Source organism: Luteibacter sp. KNZ12-1A, from assembly GCF_056755675.1.
The window spans coordinates 18,595-43,627 of the sequence record NZ_JBPGXU010000002.1; the positions used below are offsets into that span (position 1 = coordinate 18,595).

Below are 25,033 nucleotides of genomic sequence, written 5' to 3' on the forward strand. Positions count from 1 at the left end.
CAGCTGATACCGTCCAAACGTAGAAGTAGCTTCGAAGCGTGTGCCGTTCTACGGCGATCCTTCGATACTCACCTGGTCCGAGCCAGCAACAGCGTGATTCACGCTTGATCGATCGATGACAGTCATGGCTAAGGCCTTCTTTAGCCTGGTTGGTGCCACCCTGCGTGCCCCTTGGACGCACTTTACCGCGGCTATCCAAACCTGGGCACCCAACAGTGCAGCCGCCGCCTGTTCCTGGGACACGCCCGACGCCGCGATTGCACGCTCGACCAACTTGGCTCGAGCAACACTGGAGGGAGATGCCCGTAGAGCGGACGTTCTTGAGACCATCAAACTATACGCTCTGTCGATATGCGTTCGCGCCGCCTGTCCGAAACGAGCCCTACGCTCGACAAGGTAGTCATAATAGGCCTGCGGTGCATGTTCGACGAGGACGTTCCTGCCTACCTTACAAAACCTGAAGAGAACTCTCGGTTTCGGTAAATAGGCTGACTTCTGCGAATTCAGCAAGAACCCGACCAGCTTCTCGAACCTCCTGACGACTTCACCATACCGCTCGCCGGGTACTCCCACGAATTGGTGTTCTTCCGTGGTCAGCCGCAAGGGCTCGGCTGCGGCTTCAAGCGGCCGAAGGAGCACGTCCCGGGGAGTGACATGCTGCAAGGCACACGAGTCAATGAGGTGAGCAATGGATGTTGGCTTCCCAGTAAGGACGTCAGCCAGGTATATCCGCGTCGCCCAGTGTCCCGAAAGGGCTACATCGTGCGAGGAAGCTCCATGCGCTTCGAGCGAGGCCGCACAGAATCCACTATATGCGCTCAACGGGATTGCGCCTTGCTCCGGGTCAGCGCATAGAGTGATGAGATCACCGATCCTGTCCTGGACCCAGGCTTCGTAACCGTCCATGTTCGTAGATCCCTTGAGATGGCCAAGCGGCCTGGAACAAGAGCCGCAGACACGCCTCGTGTCGTAGCTAACCTTGTACTGCGGGCGCCCACAGTGGCGACAGGCACTTTCGAGCCTGACACCGTGAATGGAACACGTTGTGACTGAGGCCACCCTCCATCGAAGTGGCTCATACGACAGGTCGTCGTCCCAAGTCGCGTAGCAGGAGGGACACCAACGACGCAGCGAGCCACACCGCCCAAGCGCGGTCTTCATCAGGATGTGCCTGAGATTGGCAAATGTACCGCAATGAATCGTGGTATTGCCCGTCAATCCCTCAAGCCCGCGCACGAGCTCCGACGCGTTTTCGCTAGGAACACACAGCAGAGTAAAGACGGGCCCCGTCTTGACGCGGTCCTTGAGCGCCTCGGGGGCTGATAAGACGAGTAACGGCCTGATCATGCACCCTGTTACCCAACTTAACCGGCTCAGGTAGTGCTCCGCCGATTCCACTTCCGCCGTCCCCAGGCCAAACAGATCTAGGGGCGGCATGATGCTCCAGTCTGGAAATAAGGTCATCGCGCTATCTCGCGCTTCTGCCCCGATGCGGTGATTCGATGTGAGTACCGCCCCGGATCACCTGCGGAGGCGACGTCCTCGAATTCCTCGACTTGGTTCCACAGCGTAAGCAGGTCCTTCTCGTTATATATCGCGCGCTCTAGATCCTTCCGACGCACAACGTCGACGCCATCGCCGATGGCGAGCAGCCGAGCCCTCTGGAACAGTTGGATAACCTCACCGCATATCCCGGCGGTGGCGGCCATGAGATCATCAGGCATGGAACCTACGATGTCGGCATCGATGAAACTGCATCGATTCGCGATCGACCTAAGCAAGCGTAGAAAGTTGATTCGATCACCTGGTCGTCGGCGGTCGTTGTACGGAAGGAACCAAATAGGAAGTACCCTGCGGCGAAGATCGTGGTGTACGTCCCAAAGCTCCGTAACTCGCGCCACGCCGGTGAGCAAGAACCGTACCCGGTGTGCCTCTGCAAGACTGACAAGGTTTTGGATGTGATCGGCCGGCGCCTTGTTCTGCCGAGTCGCCAGCATCGCTGTCGCGTGCTCAATCGATACGGTGCCACACCCGCGCGCCCGCGCGGTGCGCATGACCGACTCCCAGCATCGGTCCTCGGAAGCCGACCTCGATCTAATAAAATCCCAAGCCTCGGCGTCTCGCGTACTGGCGGGTAGGTTGCTTGCGTTCGTGGCCATCCCCTCGTTCGGAGAAAGCCAGTTAAGGTCGGGCGTGTTGAGCTGCCGTAATAGCTCAAGGGCCAAAGCCCGACTACTGTAGAACCCCAGATGGGGCAACGTCGCATACGCTTCCGTGATCGGCAGCCGGCCCCGGCCCCATGACGATGGGTTTCCGAAGATCTCTCTCATCACCGAGTGCCGCAGCTCTGTCTTGCCCACTCCTGAAGGCCCTATGAGAAAGATCATGCTTCCCGGCGGTGCTCCGTCCAGCGCTGCGCACAGGGACCTTCGGGCAGCGATGTACGAGGGGTGATCAAGCATCCTCATAATGTTCCCCGAAATCTTGGAGCGATGCCCATTCGGGAACGGGAGCTACGCGTCGGGCCGTCGGCCGTTCTCGTTCCGGATCTCGGTTCGTCGTTCGTGACAACAGAGCCACGCGAGCGGAGGTCGTGGCCGCATTGAGCTCCCGATTTCGTTCATGGCGTGCGGCGCCAGTGCGCCTTCCCTCGAACCGCTTATTGGCACGGTCTACAGGTGACCACAGCAATTCGAACAGGCGCTGTCGTTGCGTCATCTGAGCGAAGGACTGCACTTTGCTGTGGAACGCCTTCTCGATTGCCCTATCGAACGCGACGTATATAAATGACAGATCTTCGGGATCTGAACGTATGTCGCTCACCCGTTCCGACTTCCCTAGACGTCGAGTGACCTCAGCGCTAACGTAGAATCCATCCTCGGTGCGTATTCCTCGGTTCTTTATCACCTTTCGGCCTTGCTTGATCGGTACGGCGGTTTCCCACATTAAGTCACCATCCAACGTGCAAGGCCTGCCAAACAGACCCCATCGCCGCACCGCTGTGTCGTAGCGTTCGTTGGCCGTTATGCCATCTGCGCCGACCATCGCCGGGAGGTCCTTGTAGAGAAAGGTCTCCAGCAATTCGCATATTCCGGCAAACGACGTAAACGCGTTCTGGCGGGACTTGAACCTGCCGTCCACGGATCTACCCGCGCGATCGGGGAGCGTATTTCCCGTAAGCCGGTGGGATACCTGGTGATTTATCTGTTTGACCGTTGACTCCACAACACTGTTGAACTGGCTCCCGCCCGCAGGTGACCATCTGATGTGTGTGTGTCCCCGACAAAGCGCGTCTACCCAGTGGCTCTTATTCTCCGCTCCGCGGTCAAAGTGATACATCACCGGGCAGCGCCCGTGGCGGCGGATATAGTCGCGATGAAGAAGGGCCAGACCGTCAGTACGCGCCGGACCAAAGATAAGCGCATGGGCTACGGGCTTACCCGTGGCACCGTCGACCGCAACGTACACCTTGGCCTTTCCTTCCGGGATGCCGCTGAGAAGGTCTGGCGCGTGTCGGATATCCATGTCCGTGGAGTCGACATGAACGACCTGGCCAAAGGCCATCGGCGATAGCGAACGCTCCCAGGGGTCGCTGGCGTTGCGGGCTGCGTGGAAGGCGCGCTTTCCTCCGGTTGCCAGTGCAACTTTAGCCTTAGATATGTCCTGGAGTGCACGCCACAGCTTCTTCTTGCTTGGACACAGGATCCCCTTTGCGGAGCATCGATGAGTTAGTTCGTAATACAGGTCGATCTGACGTTGGATGGATCCGGACATCCAACATTCGGCGATCAGCAATGCCATCTCCGCCTGCGACTCTTCGGGTAGGCGCGATGTTCGGTTTCCGGACCGATGGTAGTTAGTAAGAACGGCCTCCAGGCGGCCAATGCCACGTCCCGAAGCAGCTTCGATCTTCCGCTTTAGACTTTTTGAGTGACGTGTTTCCGGAAGCTCGCCGCGTTCGATCCGGGATAGCCACTCGAGGCGCGCTGTTGCGCGCGATATATCTGTCTGACTGGCCAGTGAGAGTTCGGTGGCCGCGGACATATCCCGGTACTCGGATAACATCGTTGCAAGATTGCAGTTATCCGCACTTGTTGCTCTGGCGTGGTCCGTGCTGAGAAGAAAACTGTCCGTATTCGAGAGCGATACCGAGGCCATCGGCCCGAACGCCACACCTCTCGCCATACTGAGAAGAGCATGCCTGGGGCAGAAGCTGGGGACATTGGCTTGTAACTCCGCGATCGTCATATCTCTTCTGTGTAGCGCCCGACGTAGGGCCGCATCGATACTCGGATCGTTGCCATCGGGCTCATCCATCAACGCCGCATAGCACAGCTCGAGGTTGCTCTGGTACGTCCCGGCAGGGACCGGTGGCGTCCATGCAGCGAAGTGCAACCCCAGCTTCCGTGCAAAAGCTTCGTAGGGCGGGTGATGCCACGCTCCATTATCGAACACCCAACCACGCGCCACGCCTCTCGACTCGAGCCATGAAACCTTCTTGCATTCGACCAGGGTGATCGAGTCGTGCCGGAAGACTATGAAGTCGAGATGGGCAGACGATACGTGTCTGCGGCCTCGCGCATCCGTGCGAACGACCCCCTTGCAAGGCGGCTGGCATGCATACGCTATGACGGATGGATCCATCTCCAATTCGTACGCGTACAACAGCTCACAGGTGTGGCTCTCGACAAGACGTGGCTGCCCATTTTTCAACGACTGCAACTTCACGATCACGTTGAGCAGCGAGCTCTTCCCCACCAGCCGCTTGTCGGAGCCTTCCACGATCGCTGTTATCGCCGACCGACTCTGCTCCTCGATGTTGCATGCGTGCAGCATCGCCCCGTACCAGTCCGAGGACTGGATGCCATTTGATTGGACGGATTTCATGTGCGCTCCCGGGACCTTGGCGAGCACCCTTTGAGCATGGGCGCCCGTGCCAAGCCCATATCAGCCTTGACAGCAAAGGAACGGCGGCGGAGACTCGACTCAGAAGTAAAACGTAGTCGGTTTAACAAACCCCTGAGTTGGCGCTCGGGGGTTTGTCGTTTCCGCGCGTCGATTTTTTCGATGGGCGGTCGGTTAACACCTCCTGGCTCTAAGGCAGAAGTTGAGTTACGCCAGTCTAGGTGGGGCTGGGATGTTGGCGGCTAGCCAGTCCCTCACGGCCTCAGTCGAGGCAAACCAGCCGCGACGGCCGGGCAACTGAAAGAGCTGGATCGACAATCGCCCGGTTTGGCGCGCTTTATACAACGCCTCCGTCGACGGGAATCCCAGGATCTTCGCCGTTTGCGCGCCAGTGAGCAGAGGCTCGCTTGGCAAGTACCGGTCGAGCCCGCGGGGATCGTTCCAAGGGTTCATGCGTCACCTCGTCGGCTTCCGTCCGGGCTAGTCGGCGACCGAGGCGATCCTCGACGACTGACTACGACCGTCTCAGCTAACGTCTCACCAGCGGCGCGCGGTGTCAACGTAACTTATTGTTTGCTATATATATAGCAAACTTCTCGCTGACATCGAGCAGCGCCCATGGCATATCCGACGTGTAGTGGCGTGCCACCCTCTTGCCGAGCGGCTTCAAGGCTGGGCAGCCGTTTGGCGCGACGCGGCCAGACCAGCTGGTCAGCTATCCAGTGGGGACGGACTGTCTGTCTCGGGCGGAGCGTCTGCGTGCGGGGTCAAGGGAACGCATGTTCCATCTGCGAAACGCCATACGAGGGTCCCGTCGGGAAGTACCCCGGTCACTGGACGTCCCGCCGAGAAGTGCCTCGCCACAGCCGCCGCCACAGCCCGCCGAACGGGCGTATCAAGTTCGGTCACGCTCGCTACGGCTAGGTGCTCTAAATATGCGGACATGCGTTTTTGCCTCTTTGTCGCATGGTGCCTTCCAGCCTATCCCTCAACTTCTTCCAAGTCACGCGCTTGTCGGAGAGCGGCGCCCAAGGTCGAGCCTCATTTACGAGCGCGTCGGCATGGCGATTGAAACGTTCTCCTAGTGGACATGGTGCCGCTACACTGCCGCGGAATGTCGCTGCTGAACTATAGGGAGGAAGGATGGGCAAGATCGGGAACGCGATCGACAAGGGAAGTGCCGCCTGGTGTCTGCACTGGGAACGCCGGTAACTCATGCGCGGCTTGGCCTAAGAAAGTTCACACATTACGTATTAGTCGAGCGCATTCATCACCGCCACCTCCTCCCGCCATCGTCAGTAGATGTCGTAGAGGAACCCACAGGGGAAATACCATGGCGATAAAAGTCTACTTTTCAGACTACTTTTCGGTCTCCCCCGAGACACTTAGAGAGTATGGGGCTTTCAACGTATCGCTCATTAACGATCTCCCTCTGTTCATCGATCCCTTCCTCCTCTTCAACAGCGACAAACAAGAATACCAAGGTCTACACGACGCGATCATTGAGTACATTCGTTTTCTCCGGGGGCTATCGCAGGTCGGAACAATCAGCGGCGGTCACGTTAAGCATCTCTTCGCATTCAAGGAAGTGAAGCAAAACTGGCTCGGCTACAGCATGATTGGCAACAGCGGGTCGGGCCTAGGTCAAAAATTTGCCGTTGCCATGAACGACAACTTGGCTACCATTTTCAGCGACTTCGGCGACGAGAAAGTCACGAGGGGAAGTCACCTTGAAAAGCTGTGCCTCATCAAAGAGGGAGTCGGCAAGGATTCAATCAGCGACTTCACCACAAACCTCATCAAGAGCTACCTTTGCGAATACACCCAAGCCTTCGCAGAGAAGCATTTAGCACCCAATCGCATCAAAGAAGTCGATGTTCCGCACGCGACGTTTAACTATGACTTTCGACGCTGGATGCCGAAGCGGTACAAACTTCCATACATCGATGGTGACTACGTACTCCTGACCCCGAGAGACATCCTCACCAAAGACGAGGCATGGATAAATCGCCATGACATCGTGGCCGACTTCGAAGATATCCTCGACGCGGTACCCAACGAAGTGCTTCGCGCACAAATCAATGACTACTTTCTTCGCCAGATACCTGAAGATCCCAAAAAGAAGGATATGAATGAGGCCGCGATTCGGGCCATTCGAGCCTTTCCCCAGATCATCGATCACTACATCCGTTATAAGGAGGACAACGGGGATAAAGCCGTCGCCGTGAGCGAGGAAAAGCTAAAGGAAACCGAATCGCAGTTCATTATCCAAGTCTCAAATCTCATAGAGAACTTGGTGGAAGATGGCAACTTCTACAAGACCCCCTCCGATACCTTCGAAGAGGCAAGCAAGCGCGTGCAATTCCTAAAGCTAGTCATCGAGAAGAACGATGGATACAGAATCTTCTACATCAAGGGCAAGCCCGTGCAGCGCGAGGTTGACCTCCAACTGATGTTCCGTCTTACATGGTTTGCGTCTACTGACGACGTGAACGCCGAGGTAAACAACGGTCGCGGCCCAGTAGATTACAAGATATCTCGTGGCTCGAAGGACAGCACGCTCGTAGAGTTCAAGCTGGCAAGCAACTCAAAACTGAAGCAAAACCTAGCCAAGCAGGTCGAAGTCTACAAGGACGCAAACCAGACGAAGAAGGCCATTAAGGTTGTCCTCCACTTTACGGACGAAGAGCACGTCAAGCTCAAAAAGATCATGAAGGAACTTGACATCAAAGAAGCTGATGACTTTGTCGTTATCGACGCCAGCCGAACCAACAAGCCTTCGGGATCTAACGCGAAGTAAATCCTCTGGATGAAATAAGGATGAGCTTTTGATGGGCATCCGCTACTTGCCCGCCGGACCCGCACTGCCGTAGTCCGAAGTGAGGGTGGTGATTCGGTCCTCCTGAGGGAGTCAGGTCAGGCTTAGGATGACCCCGCGCTCGCACCCGTCAGACGTCCTCTTACGCTGCGCGGTTAGGTAGGCCATGCGACGGAGAAGTCGCATGCGGCGACCGCCGACGAATGCGACCCGCCAACCCGGTAGCTGCTTCGTGAGATAGCGGACGAAATTCTCGCGGCCCACCAGCTTTGCGGAGATGTCAGGCGACAGGACCTCAACTTCGTGCCACCCAAGCGCACGCAGGGCATCCCGGTATTCAGTCAGGAAGCCCGTGACCAGGTAGATGTGATTCGGCTTGGCCGCATAGGTCTGATTAAACGTCTTGCGTATGCCCGCCGGCCGCATGTGGATACTCAGGATCCGCCGTGCGTCGCGCTGCAGGGTGATCACACGTCCGTTGCGTTCGAGCCGAGGCGCAGTGAGTCGCGCCAAAATGCTGCCCACTAGGAACGCGAAGGTGAACCCGCTCTCCAGCTCAGGCACCCACCCGCGAACGGCGTACGGCCAGTGGAACTTCGCGATCACCACCATCGCAATAAGGATCGCGACGCCGACACCCAGCAACGCCATGCGGGAGATACCTCGGCACATGGCCATCCATCGCAGGCGCTTCGCAAACGCCTCGGGGCTCATGCAGCCGGCCCACAGTTCAAGGTAAACAAAGATCACCATGGCGGCTGCGGCAGACACATCGAACCAGACTTGCAGATCGCGCACGAGAAGATGACCTTTCAGAGGGAGGCAGGCCGTCGGCCTTGCCGAATGCGGGTACTTAGCTGAATTCCAACCCGACGACGAGCGACTTAGCAAGTCACACGGTTGTATCTGTCGGGGGGGACTCGCCCTCTTCGCAGTTCACGTCGTGCCCCCGGGAGATAAGCGTGCCTGAAATCGCGAGTCCCATCACCTGTTTGGTTTCGCTCGTGTTCTGACTGCGTACCACCTTGTCGTTCTGAATAAAGAACCACCAGGTCTGGACGCCGGTGTAGGCGCCATAGCTATTCTTGGCATTGATGGTCGCGCAGGTCGACCATCCGTACGATGGCCGGAGCTGCGCCACCACCCATTCTTTTCTGGGCTTCGTCACTCGAACAAAGCGGGCCGACTCTGAATCCTTGAGCGCGGTTTCCGCCCAGGACTTGATGAGCTGCTCATACCCTTCCGGGTAAGGCCCAAAATCCCCGTTCACCAAGTCAGGGACTATCGGTTCATCCCGGGCCCAAGTCGGCGCTGCCATTCCTACCAGTGCCATAGACAAGATCAGCCTCTTCCACTGCAGCATTGGGATCCCCCTCCCTGTGTGCGATAAAGCATAGTAGTACGTCCATGCGCGCCGGTAGGGCTGAGCAGCTATGCCCTGCGATCGGGCTTCCGTTAGAGTTGCCCGAAGACGGGCCATCCGTCAGACGGAGGCGTTATGGCAGGCATCTTCGAAGCTTTCATCAAGGGGCTGCTCAAGGGCGCGGCTGGCAAGCCGAAGAGGCGGGCAAAACACGCCCTTGCAAACGCTGTAGCCAAGGCTATTGCGACGCCGAGGGCGCGGACCAAGCCCAAAGCCACTGCACGGGGGCACGGGGAATACAGCCAGGAAGTGGTGGGAGAGTCGAATTATCAACCCGCCCTCCGGTCTATCCGCGCGAGCTCAGAGAAGCCTTTCCACCGGGCCCGCCTCGTGCCGGAAGACGATAATCCCTACGACGACCAGGCGGTCCGGGTCGACGTTTCGGGGCACACGATTGGTTATCTCCCTCGCGCTGATGCACGGAGGTGGCGAAAGCGGCGGACCCCGACGACGTGCGATGCATTTGTAGCGGATGCCGGCTCGGGCAAGGACCTCGGCGTTTGGCTCAGATTCTAGGGTCTAGTGGACCGTCAAGCTGTGCCGTCTGCCGCCGTGCTACAGCGGGTCAAACCCAAGTGCGTCGAGTTCATCGGCAACCCTGAGCATGCCTGCCCCATAGCCTGGCGAGGGTGTCGTTCCGATCGGGCCAAGAATGACAACAAGGTGAGCGGCAGCGAGCGCTAGGTCGACGTATCCAGCGTCATCGGCCTTGGCTGCAATCAACTGTGCCCGAAACCTTGCCTCGTCGAGATCTAGGGCCAGCGCAGCATCGTTCATGGCAGCCGCTTCTCGAACGAGGACTGCAACATCTAGGATGTAGTTCTCACGGGAGTCCATACCGGGAGTATATCGACGGAGACCTGAAACGGCACATTGCCGCCAGGACACCGGGGGCGTACGGTGGCGAAAGCGGCCCATTCGGGCTCGGTTGACGCCATGTCACGCGTGAAAGACCAAAGCACGGCGAAAGCGCCCATTCGGGTGGCCGAATATGTGCGCATGTCGAGCGAGCACCAGCAGTATTCGACGCTTAATCAGTCGGCCGCCATCGAGCAGTACGCGGCCGAGCACCTCATGGCCGTGGTACGAAGCTACCGGGACGAAGGGCGCAGCGGTCTGCGCCTGGACGGCAGACACGCACTCCAAGAGCTTTTGCGCCATGTCCGTGCAGGCAGCCATGATTTCGAGGCGGTGCTCGTCTTCGATGTAAGTCGGTGGGGGAGGTTCCAAAATGCCGATGAAGCCGCTTACCACGAATTTGTCTGCCACCTAGCCGGCGTGCGCGTCATCTACGTGGCCGAGCCGTTCTCCAACGATGGGTCACCCCTGTCGTCGGTACTAAAGGGTTTGAAACGAGCGATGGCGGCGGAGTACAGCCGAGAGCTGTCCGCGAAGGTGTTTGCCGGCCAGTGTCGACTCATCAGTCTGGGTTACCGCCAGGGCGGAGCGGCGGGTTACGGACTTCGGCGCATGCGGGTAGATGCCCAAGGTCAACATCTAGGCATCTTGGCGCGAGGCCAGCACAAGGCACATTTCACCGACCGTGTAATTCTTGTGCCGGGTCCAGCCTCCGAGGTCGCGATCGTCCATGGAATGTATCGAGACTTTCTTGCCGGCGTCGGGGAGGCAAAAATTGCCAAAGAGCTCAATTTCAGGGGTGTACTCAACGCGGAGGGAAAATTGTGGGGACGCCATCATGTGCACGTGGTGCTGTCGAATGAGAAATATGTTGGCGACAACATCTTTGGCAGGACCACGAGCAAGCTTCGGAAGCGCCGGGATCCCAATCCTGAGAATCAATGGATTCGCCGGAACGCCTCCTTTGAGCCCGTCGTGTCTCCCCGCACGTTTGCCAAGGCAAAGGAGCGATTCCGGCTGAGAGGCAGGCCCTTGACTGATGAAGATGCTCTCCTGCCGCTCAAACGCATCCTTGCTCGGGAAGGCCGCTTGAGCACCTTGCTCATCCAAAACGAACCCGGTGCGCTCTCCATCCCAGCCTTGGTGCGACGGTTCGGTGGATTGCGCCAGATTTACGACCGGTTGGGTTTCGTTGCCGACAAGAACCTGAGCCACGTGGATGTGAGGTATCGCCTGCGGGGCTTGCGGGGCCAACTCATGACGCAGGTGGCGGACCTGCTCATCTCCAACGAAGCAATGGTGGCGAACGAGGACATGCAGTTGCGTGTCGATGACGCCTGGACGGTGTCAGTCACGATCGTGCAGGCATCGTTCTATCGAGGCCGCATCCGCTGGTATGTCCGGCAGCACCCCGTGGACGCTGACGTCGTGGTATTTGCTCGTATGTCGGGAGATGGCAACGCCATCGAGGATTTTGTTGTCGCGCCTCGGGTCATCCTTGGGGCACATCCCAAGGAATTGTCATCAAATGGCTTTCCGGACGTCGTTGCCTACACCTTTCCATCCCTGTCGGTCCTGGCGCAGTTGGCGCACCCCCACGCTCCGCCTCCCACTGTAAACACCAACGACGACACGAATGACCGGTCGGGCGCGATCGCTGGAACCGTGGCAGCATGCCGCCGGCACATGACCTCGGTGCTAAGAGCCACCGAGGCCTTGCGTTCGTTTCCTGGGCAATTGCCGCCGTGCTGGCAACGCTTCCAAGGACACGAGGGCGTCACCACGGCGAGTGAACCAGCACCCTGCGGTGAGCTGGTCTTAGGCATGGTCGCGCTTCGCGGCCAGGTGGCATCCCTTATGGCGCTCGCGCCGCTCGTGGGATGGCTCGCGCGCCACCATCCGGCAGCGCTGGCCGTGTTCCAGGCCGCCGCCGAGCTCGACGGGGTCCATGGAGAACTGTTTCACGGCTGAGACAGGGTTTCCGTCTGACTGAAGTCGGCCTACAGTCGGTAGGTCTGCCGCTGAAGACCATACGGTGCCATGCCCGTGTCTACCCGACCAGCGCCCGGTTCCAGTGTTATGCCGGTCTTTGTCGCCGCCTATATCCGTATGTCGACGGACATGCAGCAGTACTCCCTCGCGAATCAGAAAGCAGCGATTGATGCATATGCGGCCGAGCACGCCATGTCAATTGTCCGCGAGTATCGGGACGAAGGCCGCAGTGGCCTGACGATAGAGCATCGCCCGGGCTTGACTGCCCTCATGGAAGACATCCGATCGGGGCGGACAGCCTTTGAAGCGGTACTGGTGCTCGACGTTACCCGGTGGGGCCGGTTCCAGAACACCGACGAAGGTGCTTTCTATGAGTTCATGTGCTGGCGGGCAGGGGTCCAGGTTTTGTACGTCAGCGAGTCCTTTGAAAACGACCAGAGTCCGTTCTCGCTCGTGTTTAAAGGTATCAAGAGAGCCATGGCTGCCGAGTACAGCCGGGAGCTTTCCGCCAAGGTTTCGGCAGGGCAACGCCGTCTTGCGAGGATGGGATTTCGACAGGGTGCGATTGCAGGCTATGGCTTGCGCCGGCTTCTCGTCAGCGCTGATGGTGAGGCGAAGTTTCTGCTTGCCGATGGTGATCGCAAGAGCCTGGCGTCGGACAGAATCATTCTGGTGCCGGGCCCGCCTGAGGAAGTACGGACGGTTCGCTGGATATTCGAGCAGTACCTTGAGGGAAACGGCTGCAGCGAGATTGCCCGTCAGCTCAATCGGAAGGGCATTCTGACCCATCGGGGAAAATGCTGGGCTTATGCCACGGTGCGGACGATTCTCGACACTGAAAAGTATGCAGGCCACGCCGTTTACTGCAAGTCGAGCAAGAAACTTGCCGGGCGGATAACTCAGAATCCGGAGACGGAATGGGTTCGGAAGAATGACGCCTACGAGCCGCTCGTTTCCACCGAGCTGTTCAACGCAGTTAGGATCCGCCGCGTCTCGATGCGCCAACACGCGACAAATGTCGCATTGCTCGACCGCGTCCGTTGCCTTTACCAAGAACAAGGGCGCCTGACCGCGCCACTGATTGATGCGGACCCTTACCTGCTGTCGAGCCATGTCATGGCCCGCCGATTCGGTGGGCTCACTGCACTGTATCGACTGGTTGGCTTCAAACCGCTAAGGAATTTTCGATATGCCGACATCCGCGAATGGCTCACGTTATGGCGGGAAAGCCTGACTGCTTTTGCAGTCGAACTGCTGGAGGACGCTGGCTCGACCGTTGAGAGGAAGGGTTGGCGGTTGAAGATTGACGGCGCTTGGACAGTGTCATTTGTCGTCGTTCACGGGTCGAGACCTGTCGGCAAGATGCAGCAGTGGTTCAACCACCGGAAAGCCGAAGATACGGACATCGTGGTCTTCGCTCGTTCGGTTTACGGTGAGCCAGGTCCGATGGACTATTTTGTCCTTCCCAAGGTCTTGTTCCCTCAGTTTCCCAATTGCTTCTACACCCGAAACAAACCGATGCTTGAGAGTTGCCGGTACCTGTCCCTAGCCATCCTTCGGGATCTCGCCCGCTTGTCCCGGCTGGAATCGCAGCTGTGTGGGTAAGTCACACAGAGCGGGCATGGATTCGACAGCATGAAGCGCTGCTATTGGCTACTGAGGCGGCCAAGGCGGAGGCCCGTTTCCATGCAGTGACAAGGGCGCTGACTGCTGTCCTTGCGGATACCCGAGCCGCCCCTTTGTTTACCCGACATGGATTGCGCCGGATTGCCCTTGGACGCTCCACGCGTCTTCCGGAGAGTGGGACGGCTGATGGCCTGGCCGTTCTCGAAGGTGTGGTGCTTGCCGCATTGGTCGCGAGGATGCTGTCCGACGGCGACCTGACGCGTTGGCTGTCTTGCCACCATCCAAGTGAACTCGCAGCTTTACACAGGGCTTGCGATTGAGATCGCCACACGCCGTCGTTGCAGCTGCCGGAAAGCTGGGCATCCTGGCCGGCTCAGGCACTGCCGTGACCGCTATCGCTTGATTGCAGAGTGAAAGATGAGCACGCGGCCGCGGTGTAGACGAGTCATTCCCCATTGACCATCGCGTCGTCCGTCGCACTATCGCTCTCATTACCGATAGCAGGGACACACGAAAGATCAGGTGGATGGCGAGCCGCATCACAGGCAAGCTGAGCTCGGCCTCGATCTCAACTTGCTCAACGCGCAACATTCGGCGAGAGCTAGCTAACGGACAAGCTCATGAGGCGCCAACCTTCGCCCCGCGCGCCTCACGCTTCCAGGCCAGGCCTCGTAAAGCTTTATGTGACTATGGTTACAACGACCGTGCTTGCGTTTAGCCCCTTAAGGAACTTCGGGCCATCATTCAAGTCCAGGTTCAGGTCTAGTGACTTCATCACTTCTGGATCGTTGACATCAACGCCGTTCCGCTCCAGAAGAGCTAATACGTCGGCTAGGAATCGAGCCCTGGCCGCAGCATTCGTTTCCAACTCAGCCTTCAGATCTTTCATGGTTGCCATGAGACTCTCCGTGAGTTCTGGTGGTCTGGAGCAGTTCACCCAGAGATGCCTTCGCAAGGTCTTCGCCTAGCAACGAGGCGACAGCAGTCAGGGCACGCGAGGACTTTTCAATTTCGTACTCAGACATGAGCGCGAGGATCTCCGGATATAGATCGCGGTCGCTGAAAATTGCGTTGCAAAGGCTACATGGACCAACTGAGCATGAGGCACTCGGTAACCGATCAAATAGCGCTCGGTTTCTGGATTTGATTAGACGATATAGTTCTCCAAATCCCTGCCTTTTCATGATCCGAAACATCAGGGACCCTTCGACTTTCTCCCATATCTGCTGCAAGGTTTCAATGTGCGCATTGCCAAGTGATATTCCTGGCGTGGCCCGATTGAACGTGGAGCAGCATGGGTAAACCGAGCCGTCGTGCCAAACCACGATGTCGTGGTGAACTCGTCGGTAGCAGCAGAGATCATCCTCGGTCAGCTGAAGCCCATAGAGGCTTTGGGTGATTTCCCATTTCTTTGCCATCCCTACCTTGGCAACGTACTTCGTATGCAAACGAACGCCTTCAAGACCAGATATCTCAGGAAGGAATGCCTCGAGCGAGTGCCCAGAATCGGCGAATGTTCCAACGACGTGGGCTGCGATCTTTAACTCACTTGCTACGTGCGCCGCGGTAAGAATGGAATCCTTCGGCACGAACTTCGCATGGCTTGGATCGTGACTGATATTCAGGCGAATCAAGCCGCACTCTGCAAGCTCACCGAGGAGGTCCCTTGTGTGACCATAGTCGTCAGCCCAGTGACATGCTGTAGCGATCGTGAAGGATAGCCCCAGTGCCTTCAGCTCCTTCGCCAGCGCTATGATCTCCTCCTCGTAGAGCATTGGCTCGCCGCCAGTGAATGCCACGGACGAAAAGACGGGCATATCGCCTGCTTCGCGAATTAACCTCAGAGCCAGATCGAACGGCATCTTCTCACTACGTCGTGGGTTGCATCCGTAGCAGCAAAAATCACACGCAAGCGCGCACCGCAGAGTGTAGTTCAGCACAAGAACGTCTCGCTCCTTGCCCTCCCAGTCGTGAACCTCTGGCGCGCCCCAACTTTTCAGCTCGCTTTCCACGCCACACTCCCTTCGCTTCATGCAATGCTGATAGAGGTCAGATCCAAGGGATACCTCGCTCCATGCCAGGCAACTTACGAGACCTTAAGGTTGCGATAGAAATTCGAGGCATCAACAGGATTAAGGAGTGCGCGGCGCGTGACACTCCGGTTATACGTTCGACCCTGGTGGTTTCCAATCCGCTGTTCGGTCTATGTAGCACGCGCGTTACATCGCTGTCCAAAAGGTGATAGGGACCCTAGCACGCAAGATGAGCGCCCCATCGTCACAATTGCTACGTCCGAACCAAGCTCTGCACGTTCAGATAAGAACTTCGCATATCCGCACGGGACGCTTTCAGCGCTAAGCCAAGGTTCCGCTACTACCCCTTCGTTCCTAAGTATTCGCACTTACATCTTTCGCCATATTGACAGCGCTTGGAACTGGCAGAAGGATGATCAGGCTTAGGTATAAGCAAGACGATCCGCGTCGATGTCTTTCGCCACGCGTTGTCATCTGCTTCTCGATTGAACGTGCGGTACGTGATGCATAATTTATTTGGCTGGATGCGTCTGGCGACGACACTCGGGCGAGGTTGGGGAATGCGTACTCTTTCATTGCTTTTTCTGTCAGCGTGCGCCACCGCGCATGCTGTTGACCTTCAAACACTGAGCCTCTCCCGAGTGACGTCTCCCGGTACTCCGTTGGCTATATCCAAGGATGGGCGCTTCTGGGCAATGACATTGGGTGGCCCGCCCGACAAGCTAAAGGACTGCTTTCTTCTGGACTCCGTCACTGGGCAACTTGAACTCGCGTCACACGGAAGTGGCGGCAACGAGTTAGACGCCAGTTCATATTGCGTAGGGGTTTCCGATAGTGGAGCGTTTGTAGCATACACAAGTCGAGACATGTCCGTTAAGCAGCAGCCTCGCCGGTTATACGTATATGACAGGGTATCCAAAGTCCAACGCCTGATGAGCGGATGCCCGAATGGTGAGAAGGACAATGTCACCGGCATTGAGAGCTATAACGTAGCAATCAACAACGATGCCACACGCGCAGTTGCGCGTTACTCATCGTGGTGCAACGGCAGTACAACTGGTCCATGGGTAATGCAATCGTCCATGGTCGTAAGGGAAGGCATAAAGCTGGAGGTGACGCCACTCTCGACTCCAGATTATATGCGAGCCGGCATCACTATTTCTTCTGACGGCAACTTCGTGAGCTACATGTTTCCAGTGGGCGAAATCACGGACGTCCTGGACGTCATCCTGCTTGACCTGAGAGCCGGGACGCGCCAAGTTATTTCTACGGATCCTGTTGGAAATCCATTAAACGCCAAATCGCGAGGCGCGATCACGGGGGACGGAAAGCAACTTGTGTTTAGCAGTGATTCGGATGCCCTCGTCTCTAGTGATTACAACGACGCATCCGACGTGTTTGTAAAAAACCTTACTAGCGGCGAAGTCGAACTCGTCTCCGTGGGTCGGCGCGGAAAGCCTGGCAACGGGACCTCTTGGGTAGGAGTGAACTTGTTCAACGGTACAGGGCTTAATACCGTATCGACACGAGATGGACGCTACGTTTTCTTTCGAAGCAATGCGACAGACTTAACCTCGATGGAGATTCGTGGTGAGCACTGCTATGTACGGGATCGGTTCACCAGAGTGACAGTAGTTGTCGATAAGAACCCTGGGGGAGTTCCGGGCAATCGCGATTGCACTCCACTATTTATATCCTCCGACCCTGTCCGCATGATCTTTTCGACGGCATCGACCAATCTCATGCCGGGAAACAACTCCGCAGATCAGAAATTTATCGTTGCATACTGACCTGACCGTTCGTTGTTGCGCTCGACGTTAGATGTTCGCTCTGAAGCATGTCTCATTTGCTCCAGGCCGAGAGTTCATAGACTACGGAGCTTGGCCTGCGTTGATCGATTGACTGAGTGAGGCACGATGCCAAGGTTTCACCTGGCTTGCCGGGGGCTTCTCGCTCGAAGTCAATGGCAAGGTCGCGGTCCAAGGGAGCGCGGCCGGCATTACTAATGCGTGGCTGGAGGCAGGCATTGTCCATGGACGCGCCTGCTGGAGTTCCTCGCCTTGGCGAGAAAGACGGTGTGCTGTTCGAAAGAAAGGCCCCGAGGGATACCGACCGGCGACTCTCGGACTTCGACTTGCCACCCGTAACAAGGGCGCAAGCTATCGATGCCTACAAAGGCGACCCCGACGAAGCCGAATAGTCCCTTCTTAGCATCATGGTGTTTGCCAACCGAGGGATCGCGCATATCACCGACCTCATCGATCCAGAGCGGTTCGGGACCCATCACTTGGAGATCGCGAGCCGGGGCATCTACGCGCTCGTCGTGGGATACCTGTACGAGCCACTAAATCGGCCGGAGCCGCCATTTGGATTCCCGAATTCGGAGCGCCGCAAGTAGGTGTCGAGCCGGATAGAATCCGGCTTACCGCGTGTACATTCCGCCGATGATCCCTCTTAGGCATGCGGTCGTTATCGGGACGCTTGAGCTCAACAATGTCGCGACATCCAGCGATAACGTTGGGCAGCATCAAGTCGAGGTCATCGCCCATGGAGATCGCGCGGGCGTCATCTCGGACGACATATGCGTTCCCAATCGCCCAACCGTGCGCTTCGCACCAGGCCTGATCGACCTGTTCGGTCGGGTCGCCGCTGGTGAGTGAGGATCGCAACTCGGCCGCCGCGCGACGCAGCGATTTTCGGGCCGCAGCCGTGCCGTTCTTCCTGACCTTGCGACCTACCTGCGCCGTGTGGCCTCCCGGATTCCCGTCGGGAGGCGACGGGCGTGTCGATCGCTTTTCGCTTCCTGCGGGGGGAGCGAATCAACTATGGGAATTTGCCTGTACCGACTATGGGAATCCGTCCATGAGTGGACGACGGATTCCCATAGTTGCGGCAGCGGTACCGACTATGGGAATCGCTCGGTGACATCTTTGCGAGCCCAATCGCGATTAGATGAGCCTCCGGGCTCTTTCCAGGGTCTCATCAGCTCAACTTCCTATCTAAAATTCTGACCTTCTCCTCGACCCCGAATCCTTTGAAGGACTCAAACTTATCGAACATCGAGGCCAGGAGCATCAGCATGTCTGCCCCGAGATATGTCACGGCGGAAGTAGGGTTATCGCGCCACGTAGATATCACTCCCAAGGCCAGGGTTGCCATACAGCGAGAAACAGCAAAGCTGTTGCACCAATTTGGAAGGATAAGAATTTTTCCGCTCGCTATCTGTCATGTCCGCCCCTTTCATTTGAGATACGCACCATTATCACTAGTCTAATTTTTCCTGAATGCGCTCGTGATCCGCTTAATCTCTACGTAGAGAAAAAGCATGTCGTCGTTTGTGACACGTCTCGAATGCATCGCGCTGACGCGAACTGGTTGAAGCCTCTGTAGGGATTCGCGAATGCTTTCCGAAGTGGTTTTGAATATGGAAACGAAGACTTTCTTCCAGTTGTCCGCCTTACCTATCACCAGCATATAGTCCGTGAAGTCGGCATACTCGATTAGGCGTAGCTGAGGGCAACCCTCCCGCTCCGCTTTTGCTTTCTTGTCGATCCACTTATCGTGGAGTCCATTCGGCAGCTGTCTTCGCGGCCAGTCGTCACCGAATTCTTCAGACATCGCTTGGTCTATGGCTCTTCGGATAAACCGCTCGAAGCGAATCAGATAGCCGCACGCTTCGATAGAGCGAGCTAGGTCATCTTCCTCGTTCCCATCAACTGGGACAGGCTCGCCGAACAATTGGGCGAGAGACTTAGCCTCGAAGCGAAGACCAGCGCTCTCCGCTAGCTCCTCAAAAGCCGCTGGCTCGAATGACGTGAGTGACTGATCTAAACCAATATTTGCATAGAAGCTAGTTCGATCATTCTCCTTTTCAAAGAGTCTCGGCGACCATTCTTGAACGTCGCGCCAGTCGCCAAGCTCAGTTCGCAAGACGGCTTCGGTCCTCGCCCCATAAGCCGAAAAACGGTCAATGATTGAAGCTATGCGATGGACTTCGAGAACACCTTTGATCGACTGGCTCGACTTGATGACATCCAGTGTCGGAATATGCATGCGCTCCATCGACGCACTCACCCGGTCTAGAACGTAATCGCTTAGCTCGCTGCTCTTCAAGAAAGCAGCGTGGTCAGATTGATATGCCTTGAACGCATTCTGCACCTCAGTCACTTGAGGCAACTTGTACTTCTGGTTACTTTCTATGATGTCTTTGAGCGATGTGCGTATCGTGGAGAAAGCGGAGTAGCTCGGCGAATTTGTAAGACCGCTGATTAACGACTTCTGTACGGCTGCGGTTGCCGAGAAGTCTTTGATATCGGAGGTGAGAGCTAGCGCAGCGCCGAAGGGTTCTTTGTTGAAGGAATCGCTCAAGGCAGCCATAGCGTGGAAGTTCGCAAGACTAGACTTAAGCATTAAAGATGCACCCAGGGATTCCTTGTTAAAGGAATCATTCAGTGCGGTCAAGGCAGAGAAGCTCGGAAGGCTTGACTTTAGAGCCAGTGAAGCGCCGATCGAGCTGTCGTTGAGAGTGTCCCTCAGGGCAGTTATGGCGGAGAAGTCCGGGAGGCTCGACTTCAGTGCTAATGACGCACCGATTGAGCTGTTGTTGAACGTGTCCCTCAGTGCAGTTATGGCGGAGAAGTCCGGTAGGCTTGACTTCAGTGCCAACGATGCGCTGATCGAGCTATGGTTGAAGATGTCCTTAAGCGCAGTCATTGGGAAGAGATTCGCGAAACTGGACTTGTGAGCCAGCGATGCGACGAGCGGACTGCTGTCGACGGAACTTTTCAAAGCGCTTATCGCTGACGAGCCCAAAACGCCGGACTTGAGAGCCAGTGACATACCGAGCCCGAGAGTTCCTTTTAGTGGCGCCGCATCAACCAAGTTAGGACTTTGGGAGGGTTCGGATGGCACTTCCGCTAAGCCGTGATCCTCTGCTGGCGCAGCACTAGGTAATGCGACGCTATCTCCTTCAATGTTGGCGTCCACGCTCTTGCCGGAGTTTGGTTTGGTCACGAAATGTCTTCCATAGCGGGCTCAATGCTTTCGTCGTGCATGTTAGAGAACAGCGAAGGAATGCCAAAGGATCAAAATGTATACGAAGTGACCCTGCGCCTGGTTGTCGACACCCACCGAGTTCAGGCAGCAAAATGATCCGGCAACCTCGGGTTATGGTCGGCACTAACTAGCGGGGGGCGACACATGAGGACGGCGAGAAATCGCTGCGGTTGCTTTGCCCCCTCATTCCGACCAATTGATCGCTATCGTGTGTCCATATAGCCGAGCCGGTCCACCGTTGTGTGGAATAGCTCGATCGTTCGTTGCGGATCAAGGGCCGTTGCGGGCTCAATGTCAGTCGCTACGCTTCATCGCGCGCCGACGCCCTGCTCAGGCACTGACCGGTCCCGTCTCAGCCACTGAGCGGCCCAGTCCCTACGATGCCCGCCGTCATTCCGGTTAATATGACCTAGTAGGGATGAGGACGTTTAATTAGTGTTGCGAGTATCTCATCCCACGCTCAGTGTGGCAGCAAATGGTGTTGCACAACCGGAGAAACGAAGGAGGCGCCATGTCCAATAAGCATCTGATTGCGCTCCTGAATTCGCATATTGAGGGCGATGAAGAGCAGTTCCTGTCTATCGTTCTCCAAGCGGCTGCCCAAGAGGCACGCCAAGGGCATGTTGACGAGGCGGAGAAACTTAAGCGCCTGGTGCAAAGGGCACGGGACCAGCATCGGACCAGCCGACCCGCCGGCGGCCAAACGCCGATTCCGCTAGCTCGCCCGCGAGGTGAGCTGCAGGGACTGATCGAGAGCGCGTATCCCAAGGTCACCCTCTCGAGCATGGTGCTTTCTGATGAAGTACGTGACCGATTAGCCAACGCGGTCAATCAGCAAAAGCAGCGAGCCATACTTCGCGACCATGGACAGAAGCCGAACACGCATATGCTTCTGGTCGGTCCCCCGGGCACCGGCAAGACCATGACCGCCACCGCACTAGCTGGCGAGTTGAACCTACCGTTGTTCACGGTTCGACTAGAATCGCTATTCAGCCGATTCTTGGGAGAAACCGCCGGAAAACTTCGGTTGATCTTCGATCAGTTAGCGCAGACGCGCGGCGTCTATCTCTTTGACGAGTTCGACGCGATCGGCGCGCGCCGCGGTGACCAGAATGACGTCGGCGAGATTCGGCGCGTACTTAACTCTGTGCTGGCCTTCATGGAAGAGCCGAACAGCACAGACAGCCTCGTTCTTGCAGCTACGAACCACGTGGAGATATTGGACGAAGCCCTGGCGCGTCGATTCGACGAGGTGATCGGGTACGAACTCCCCGACCGCGCTGCGGCACTTGCTATCATTGAACGTCGGCTAGGTAAGTTACAGCCAACTACACGCCGCTGGTCTTCGATCACGCCCGCGCTCGATGGGCTAAGCCAAGGCGAGCTTGTGCGCGCCGCTGACGCGGTGGTTAAGGATGCCATCCTCGAAGGAGCGCCCAAGGTTTCAGCTACCGCTTTGAAGCAAGCGCTTGAAAATCGCCAGTCGTTGAGGAATAGGTTCCGCCGTCATACACACAACTAGGAGGTACCGGCGTGAAGGGGACATGGTTGTTCGGAATTAGCCTGGCATGACGGAACCCGAAGAATTTGGGGTGCGAGATCGTCAGCACCTTTCAATCAATGCGTTTCGGGAGGGGGCGCAATACGAGTTCCCTAAGCGACAGATGCGGCGCAGGCCGCTTCGCGACGATTACGCCGCTCACGCCAACGCGTTACTTAGCCAGCTAACCCGGGCGTTGGGCAATATCCCCGCACGCGCGGATGACCCCCGCCTTCATGTGGATGGGCTAAAGCCGGGCACAATGGTCGAACTTGCGACGTTACCGCCTGCGGCAGGATCTCGGTCGAAGGCGGTGAAGGTCCCGACGAACCTGGATTTCCAGACCCAGCAGATTTCTGTGCTTCGGACGGATCGCCGAGACGACGGCTCAGAAAGCGCTGTCCTATTCGTGCCCGACGATGCACGCGCATTTCTTCAGCAGCGCATTGTCGCCTACGGTGATGACCCCGGCGGGGCCGCCAGGACCGATCTCGAGCGTTTCGAGGTCATCGAAACAATTGCCGCGGCGCCCGTTGCCTCTCTGTTTGTGGGCCCTCACGATCTCAGCGATACCACCATTGCCTGGTGGGAACTCTGGCTTCCTGGTAGCCCCGACCGCGCGGCGCGCATTGCGGCACTCGCGCGAGACGCCAGCTTGGACGTGCACTCCGACCAACTCGTCTTCCCTGAGACCACCGTTGTCTTTATCCACGCCTCTGTACGAAACATTGCCGCGTTTGCAGAGCGCTTGCCTGGTGCAGTCACCGAGATTCGTCCTGCCACTGGCAGTATTGAACCCTTCCTAAGTCATTCGACGGGGGGCACGGAACCGACCGACTGGGTGGCGGAACTGGTTGAGCGTGTGGTGACGCCGCCCCACGATGCTCCGGTTGTATGCGCGCTAGACACCGGTGTGGCCGGCGCCCACCCTCTCATACAACCAGGTCTCCGAGGCGCATGGGCTTATGACACTGCTTGGGGAACCGACGACAATTATCCCGATGGTGGCCACGGAACAGCGATTGCGGGACTGGCCCTCTACGGCGACCTCGAGTCTCACATGAGCACGACAGGCCCCGTGATCCTCAGCCATGGAGTGGAATCCATGAAGTTGCTTCCGCCTCATGGATTTCCCGCGACAAAACCTCCGAGCTACGGTGTCGTGACCCAAGGCGCTGTGGCACTGGTTGAGGCCGAGCAACCGGGCGTCAAGCGATCCTTTTGCCTCGCCACTTCGGCTAGCGACTTTTCGCCTGCCCGGCCATCCAGCTGGAGCGGCGCACTCGATCAGATTGCAGCAGGCTCCATGCCCGGTGACGTGGTTGAGGACGTCCCTGCTACGCAATCACCAAAACGTCTGCTCCTCGTTGCTACGGGAAATGTCGCCGGAGGCATGTTGGTGGACGTCATGACGTCACGGCCCATCGAAGATCCATCGCAGAGCTGGAACGCCCTGACCATTGGTGGTTTTACGCGCAAAGAGCACATGCCCACCCCGCCCCCGGCTTATCAGCCGGTAGTGCCGGCTAATCATCGCAGCCCATACAGTCGAGGCTCCCAGACACTACCCGACGACTTGACCCCGATTAAACCGGAAGTGCTGTTCGAAGCCGGCAACATGGTGTCAGACAACACTGGCTTCTGCGCATGGCACCCGGCTGTTTCGCTGCTCGCACCAGGCTCGGATGTGACTAACGAGCCCCTCGTTCCGTTCTGGGCGACGAGCGCGGCGGTCGGTGTGGCAGGACACTTTATCGGTCGCCTGCATGCGGCCCATCCCGATCTATGGCCCGAAACTGTGCGAGCATTGACCGTAGATTCCGCAGTATGGCCGCAGCCCATTCGCAAACAATTGATCGGTAGGGGCGCGCACTGGAAAACGGGAACGAAGAGCCAAAAGCAGAAAATTCTCCGTGAAGTCGGCTACGGCGTCCCCGATATTGAGCGAGCGATGTCGTCAGCTCGCAACGATATGAGCATGATCGCTCAGGCAGCGATTCAACCGTTCGCCGTCGGCGCGGATGGCCGCTCCGCCGTGTACAACGAGATGCACTTCTACGATTTACCTTGGCCAAGGCAAGCCTTAGAACAACTGGAGAACGAGGTCGTCACCATGAAGGTGACACTCTCCTACTTTATTGAACCCAACCTCACCGGGAAGGCCGCGACCCGCCCCAGCACCTATCGCTCTTTCGGGCTGCGATTCGCGATGAAGAAGCGTACCGAAACGGATGCCGCTTTTCGGGCACGCGTCAATGCAGCCCAAGAGCGCGATGAATCCGGCAGCGAAGGCGAGTCTGACTTTTGGCTGCTCGGATCCAGGGCCATACAGGCAGGATCCCTTCACTGTGACCTCTGGCGCGGCCATGCGATCGACTTGGCCGGCCACGATGCGATCGCGGTCTACCCAGTCGGCGGCTGGTGGAAGTCCCATATCGGCCAGCAGCGCATGGAAGATGAGGCTCGCTATTCGCTTGTCATTTCAATTTCCGCTTCGGGCCTGGCAATCGATCTGCACGCAGAAGTAGCAAACCTCGTTGCGACGAAGGAGATTGAAATCGGCCTTGGTTGAGTCGTGCGTAACATGCTAGCCGTCCGCATTAGGACCGATCATGGAGACAGTAGCTACGCCGTCTACAGTGAGCGCTTCCGGGGTGATCTCGTCCGGATTCTCATAGATCGTCAATGACGGATTCTGAGGAGGGACCTTGCGCCCTCTTTCCTCCGGTGCAACGCACCTACGCGACGTCGCCTCCGGGGGAGGCGCCCCTCCCCTGTCACCT

16 protein-coding genes are annotated in these 25,033 nt (G+C 57.5%); 7 read left to right on the forward strand and 9 right to left on the reverse strand.

The features are described 5' to 3' along the window. Window positions 1-48: 48 nt before the first annotated feature. The 3 genes from ACR9ZJ_RS00605 to ACR9ZJ_RS00615 are packed head-to-tail and all read right to left on the reverse strand — an operon-like array spanning window position 49 to window position 4,887. A complete protein-coding gene (locus ACR9ZJ_RS00605; RefSeq protein WP_481286495.1) occupies window positions 49-1,464 on the reverse strand; it encodes a TniQ family protein in 1,416 nt (471 codons plus the stop codon). Further along, window positions 1,461-2,468: an AAA family ATPase gene (locus ACR9ZJ_RS00610; RefSeq protein ID WP_481286496.1), complete on the reverse strand. Its 1,008-nt coding sequence runs from the start codon at window positions 2,466-2,468 to the stop codon at window positions 1,461-1,463. Before ACR9ZJ_RS00610 ends, ACR9ZJ_RS00605 begins: the two co-directional genes overlap by 4 nt. Next, on the reverse strand, window positions 2,455-4,887 hold the full coding sequence (locus tag ACR9ZJ_RS00615) for a hypothetical protein (protein WP_481286497.1): 2,433 nt from the start codon (window positions 4,885-4,887) through the stop codon (window positions 2,455-2,457). Before ACR9ZJ_RS00615 ends, ACR9ZJ_RS00610 begins: the two co-directional genes overlap by 14 nt. Window positions 4,888-6,238: 1,351 nt before the next feature. On the opposite strand from ACR9ZJ_RS00615, the gene ACR9ZJ_RS00620 reads away from it, so the two are divergent. Next, window positions 6,239-7,705 carry a hypothetical protein gene (locus tag ACR9ZJ_RS00620; RefSeq protein WP_481286498.1) on the forward strand — a complete coding sequence of 489 codons (1,467 nt, stop codon included), beginning with the start codon at window positions 6,239-6,241 and terminating at the stop codon, window positions 7,703-7,705. Between the two features lie 111 nt (window positions 7,706-7,816). Here the strand turns inward: ACR9ZJ_RS00620 and ACR9ZJ_RS00625 are convergent, their stop codons facing one another. Then, window positions 7,817-8,521 (reverse strand): hypothetical protein, encoded by a 705-nt coding sequence (locus ACR9ZJ_RS00625; RefSeq protein ID WP_481286499.1) that lies wholly within the window; start codon window positions 8,519-8,521, stop codon window positions 7,817-7,819. Window positions 8,522-8,615: 94 nt separating this feature from the next. Then, window positions 8,616-9,086, reverse strand: coding sequence for a hypothetical protein (locus ACR9ZJ_RS00630; RefSeq protein WP_481286500.1), 471 nt, complete (start codon window positions 9,084-9,086; stop codon window positions 8,616-8,618). Window positions 9,087-9,221: 135 nt separating this feature from the next. On the opposite strand from ACR9ZJ_RS00630, the gene ACR9ZJ_RS00635 reads away from it, so the two are divergent. Continuing rightward, entirely contained in the window at window positions 9,222-9,662 is a 441-nt protein-coding gene (locus tag ACR9ZJ_RS00635; protein WP_481286501.1) for an HIRAN domain-containing protein, read from the forward strand. Window positions 9,663-9,701: 39 nt separating this feature from the next. Here the strand turns inward: ACR9ZJ_RS00635 and ACR9ZJ_RS00640 are convergent, their stop codons facing one another. Beyond that, window positions 9,702-9,923, reverse strand: coding sequence for a hypothetical protein (locus ACR9ZJ_RS00640; protein WP_481286502.1), 222 nt, complete (start codon window positions 9,921-9,923; stop codon window positions 9,702-9,704). A 159-nt stretch (window positions 9,924-10,082) separates the two neighbouring features. Between ACR9ZJ_RS00640 and ACR9ZJ_RS00645 the strand changes: the two genes are divergently transcribed. Then, window positions 10,083-11,975 carry a recombinase family protein gene (locus ACR9ZJ_RS00645; RefSeq protein ID WP_481286503.1) on the forward strand — a complete coding sequence of 631 codons (1,893 nt, stop codon included), beginning with the start codon at window positions 10,083-10,085 and terminating at the stop codon, window positions 11,973-11,975. A gap of 108 nt (window positions 11,976-12,083) precedes the next feature. Further along, window positions 12,084-13,601, forward strand: coding sequence for a recombinase family protein (locus ACR9ZJ_RS00650; RefSeq protein WP_481286504.1), 1,518 nt, complete (start codon window positions 12,084-12,086; stop codon window positions 13,599-13,601). A 700-nt stretch (window positions 13,602-14,301) separates the two neighbouring features. Here ACR9ZJ_RS00650 and ACR9ZJ_RS00655 read toward each other — a convergent pair. Together ACR9ZJ_RS00655 and ACR9ZJ_RS00660 are read right to left on the reverse strand one after the other, a co-directional pair. Next, the gene (locus ACR9ZJ_RS00655; RefSeq protein ID WP_481286505.1) at window positions 14,302-14,520 is read right to left on the reverse strand and encodes a hypothetical protein; all 219 of its coding nucleotides are present in this window, start codon (window positions 14,518-14,520) and stop codon (window positions 14,302-14,304) included. Continuing rightward, window positions 14,492-15,634 (reverse strand): radical SAM/SPASM domain-containing protein, encoded by a 1,143-nt coding sequence (locus ACR9ZJ_RS00660; RefSeq protein ID WP_481286506.1) that lies wholly within the window; start codon window positions 15,632-15,634, stop codon window positions 14,492-14,494. Before ACR9ZJ_RS00660 ends, ACR9ZJ_RS00655 begins: the two co-directional genes overlap by 29 nt. A gap of 887 nt (window positions 15,635-16,521) precedes the next feature. Between ACR9ZJ_RS00660 and ACR9ZJ_RS00665 the strand changes: the two genes are divergently transcribed. Then, window positions 16,522-17,445 (forward strand): hypothetical protein, encoded by a 924-nt coding sequence (locus ACR9ZJ_RS00665; protein WP_481286507.1) that lies wholly within the window; start codon window positions 16,522-16,524, stop codon window positions 17,443-17,445. A 1,480-nt stretch (window positions 17,446-18,925) separates the two neighbouring features. Here ACR9ZJ_RS00665 and ACR9ZJ_RS00670 read toward each other — a convergent pair. Next, window positions 18,926-20,668, reverse strand: a complete 1,743-nt coding sequence (locus ACR9ZJ_RS00670; RefSeq protein ID WP_481286508.1) for a hypothetical protein — start codon at window positions 20,666-20,668, stop codon at window positions 18,926-18,928. A 553-nt stretch (window positions 20,669-21,221) separates the two neighbouring features. Here ACR9ZJ_RS00670 and ACR9ZJ_RS00675 point away from each other — a divergent pair. Then, window positions 21,222-22,232 carry an AAA family ATPase gene (locus tag ACR9ZJ_RS00675; RefSeq protein ID WP_481286509.1) on the forward strand — a complete coding sequence of 337 codons (1,011 nt, stop codon included), beginning with the start codon at window positions 21,222-21,224 and terminating at the stop codon, window positions 22,230-22,232. Between the two features lie 46 nt (window positions 22,233-22,278). Further along, window positions 22,279-24,822, forward strand: coding sequence for a S8 family peptidase (locus ACR9ZJ_RS00680; RefSeq protein ID WP_481286510.1), 2,544 nt, complete (start codon window positions 22,279-22,281; stop codon window positions 24,820-24,822). The last annotated feature ends 211 nt before the right edge of the window (window positions 24,823-25,033 follow it).

What these genes read in the sequence shown, in the direction of transcription:
- ACR9ZJ_RS00615 (WP_481286497.1), bottom strand. Translation starts at nt 4,887, where the DNA reads ATGAAATCCGTCCAATCAAATGGCATCCAGTCCTCGGACTGGTACGGG.
- ACR9ZJ_RS00675 (WP_481286509.1), top strand. Translation starts at nt 21,222, where the DNA reads ATGTCCAATAAGCATCTGATTGCGCTCCTGAATTCGCATATTGAGGGC.
- ACR9ZJ_RS00620 (WP_481286498.1), top strand. Translation starts at nt 6,239, where the DNA reads ATGGCGATAAAAGTCTACTTTTCAGACTACTTTTCGGTCTCCCCCGAG.
- ACR9ZJ_RS00610 (WP_481286496.1), bottom strand. Translation starts at nt 2,468, where the DNA reads ATGAGGATGCTTGATCACCCCTCGTACATCGCTGCCCGAAGGTCCCTG.
- ACR9ZJ_RS00650 (WP_481286504.1), top strand. Translation starts at nt 12,084, where the DNA reads ATGCCGGTCTTTGTCGCCGCCTATATCCGTATGTCGACGGACATGCAG.
- ACR9ZJ_RS00655 (WP_481286505.1), bottom strand. Translation starts at nt 14,520, where the DNA reads ATGGCAACCATGAAAGATCTGAAGGCTGAGTTGGAAACGAATGCTGCG.
- ACR9ZJ_RS00665 (WP_481286507.1), top strand. Translation starts at nt 16,522, where the DNA reads ATGTCCGTTAAGCAGCAGCCTCGCCGGTTATACGTATATGACAGGGTA.
- ACR9ZJ_RS00635 (WP_481286501.1), top strand. Translation starts at nt 9,222, where the DNA reads ATGGCAGGCATCTTCGAAGCTTTCATCAAGGGGCTGCTCAAGGGCGCG.
- ACR9ZJ_RS00645 (WP_481286503.1), top strand. Translation starts at nt 10,083, where the DNA reads ATGTCACGCGTGAAAGACCAAAGCACGGCGAAAGCGCCCATTCGGGTG.
- ACR9ZJ_RS00680 (WP_481286510.1), top strand. Translation starts at nt 22,279, where the DNA reads ATGACGGAACCCGAAGAATTTGGGGTGCGAGATCGTCAGCACCTTTCA.
- ACR9ZJ_RS00605 (WP_481286495.1), bottom strand. Translation starts at nt 1,464, where the DNA reads ATGACCTTATTTCCAGACTGGAGCATCATGCCGCCCCTAGATCTGTTT.
- ACR9ZJ_RS00630 (WP_481286500.1), bottom strand. Translation starts at nt 9,086, where the DNA reads ATGCTGCAGTGGAAGAGGCTGATCTTGTCTATGGCACTGGTAGGAATG.
- ACR9ZJ_RS00640 (WP_481286502.1), bottom strand. Translation starts at nt 9,923, where the DNA reads ATGAACGATGCTGCGCTGGCCCTAGATCTCGACGAGGCAAGGTTTCGG.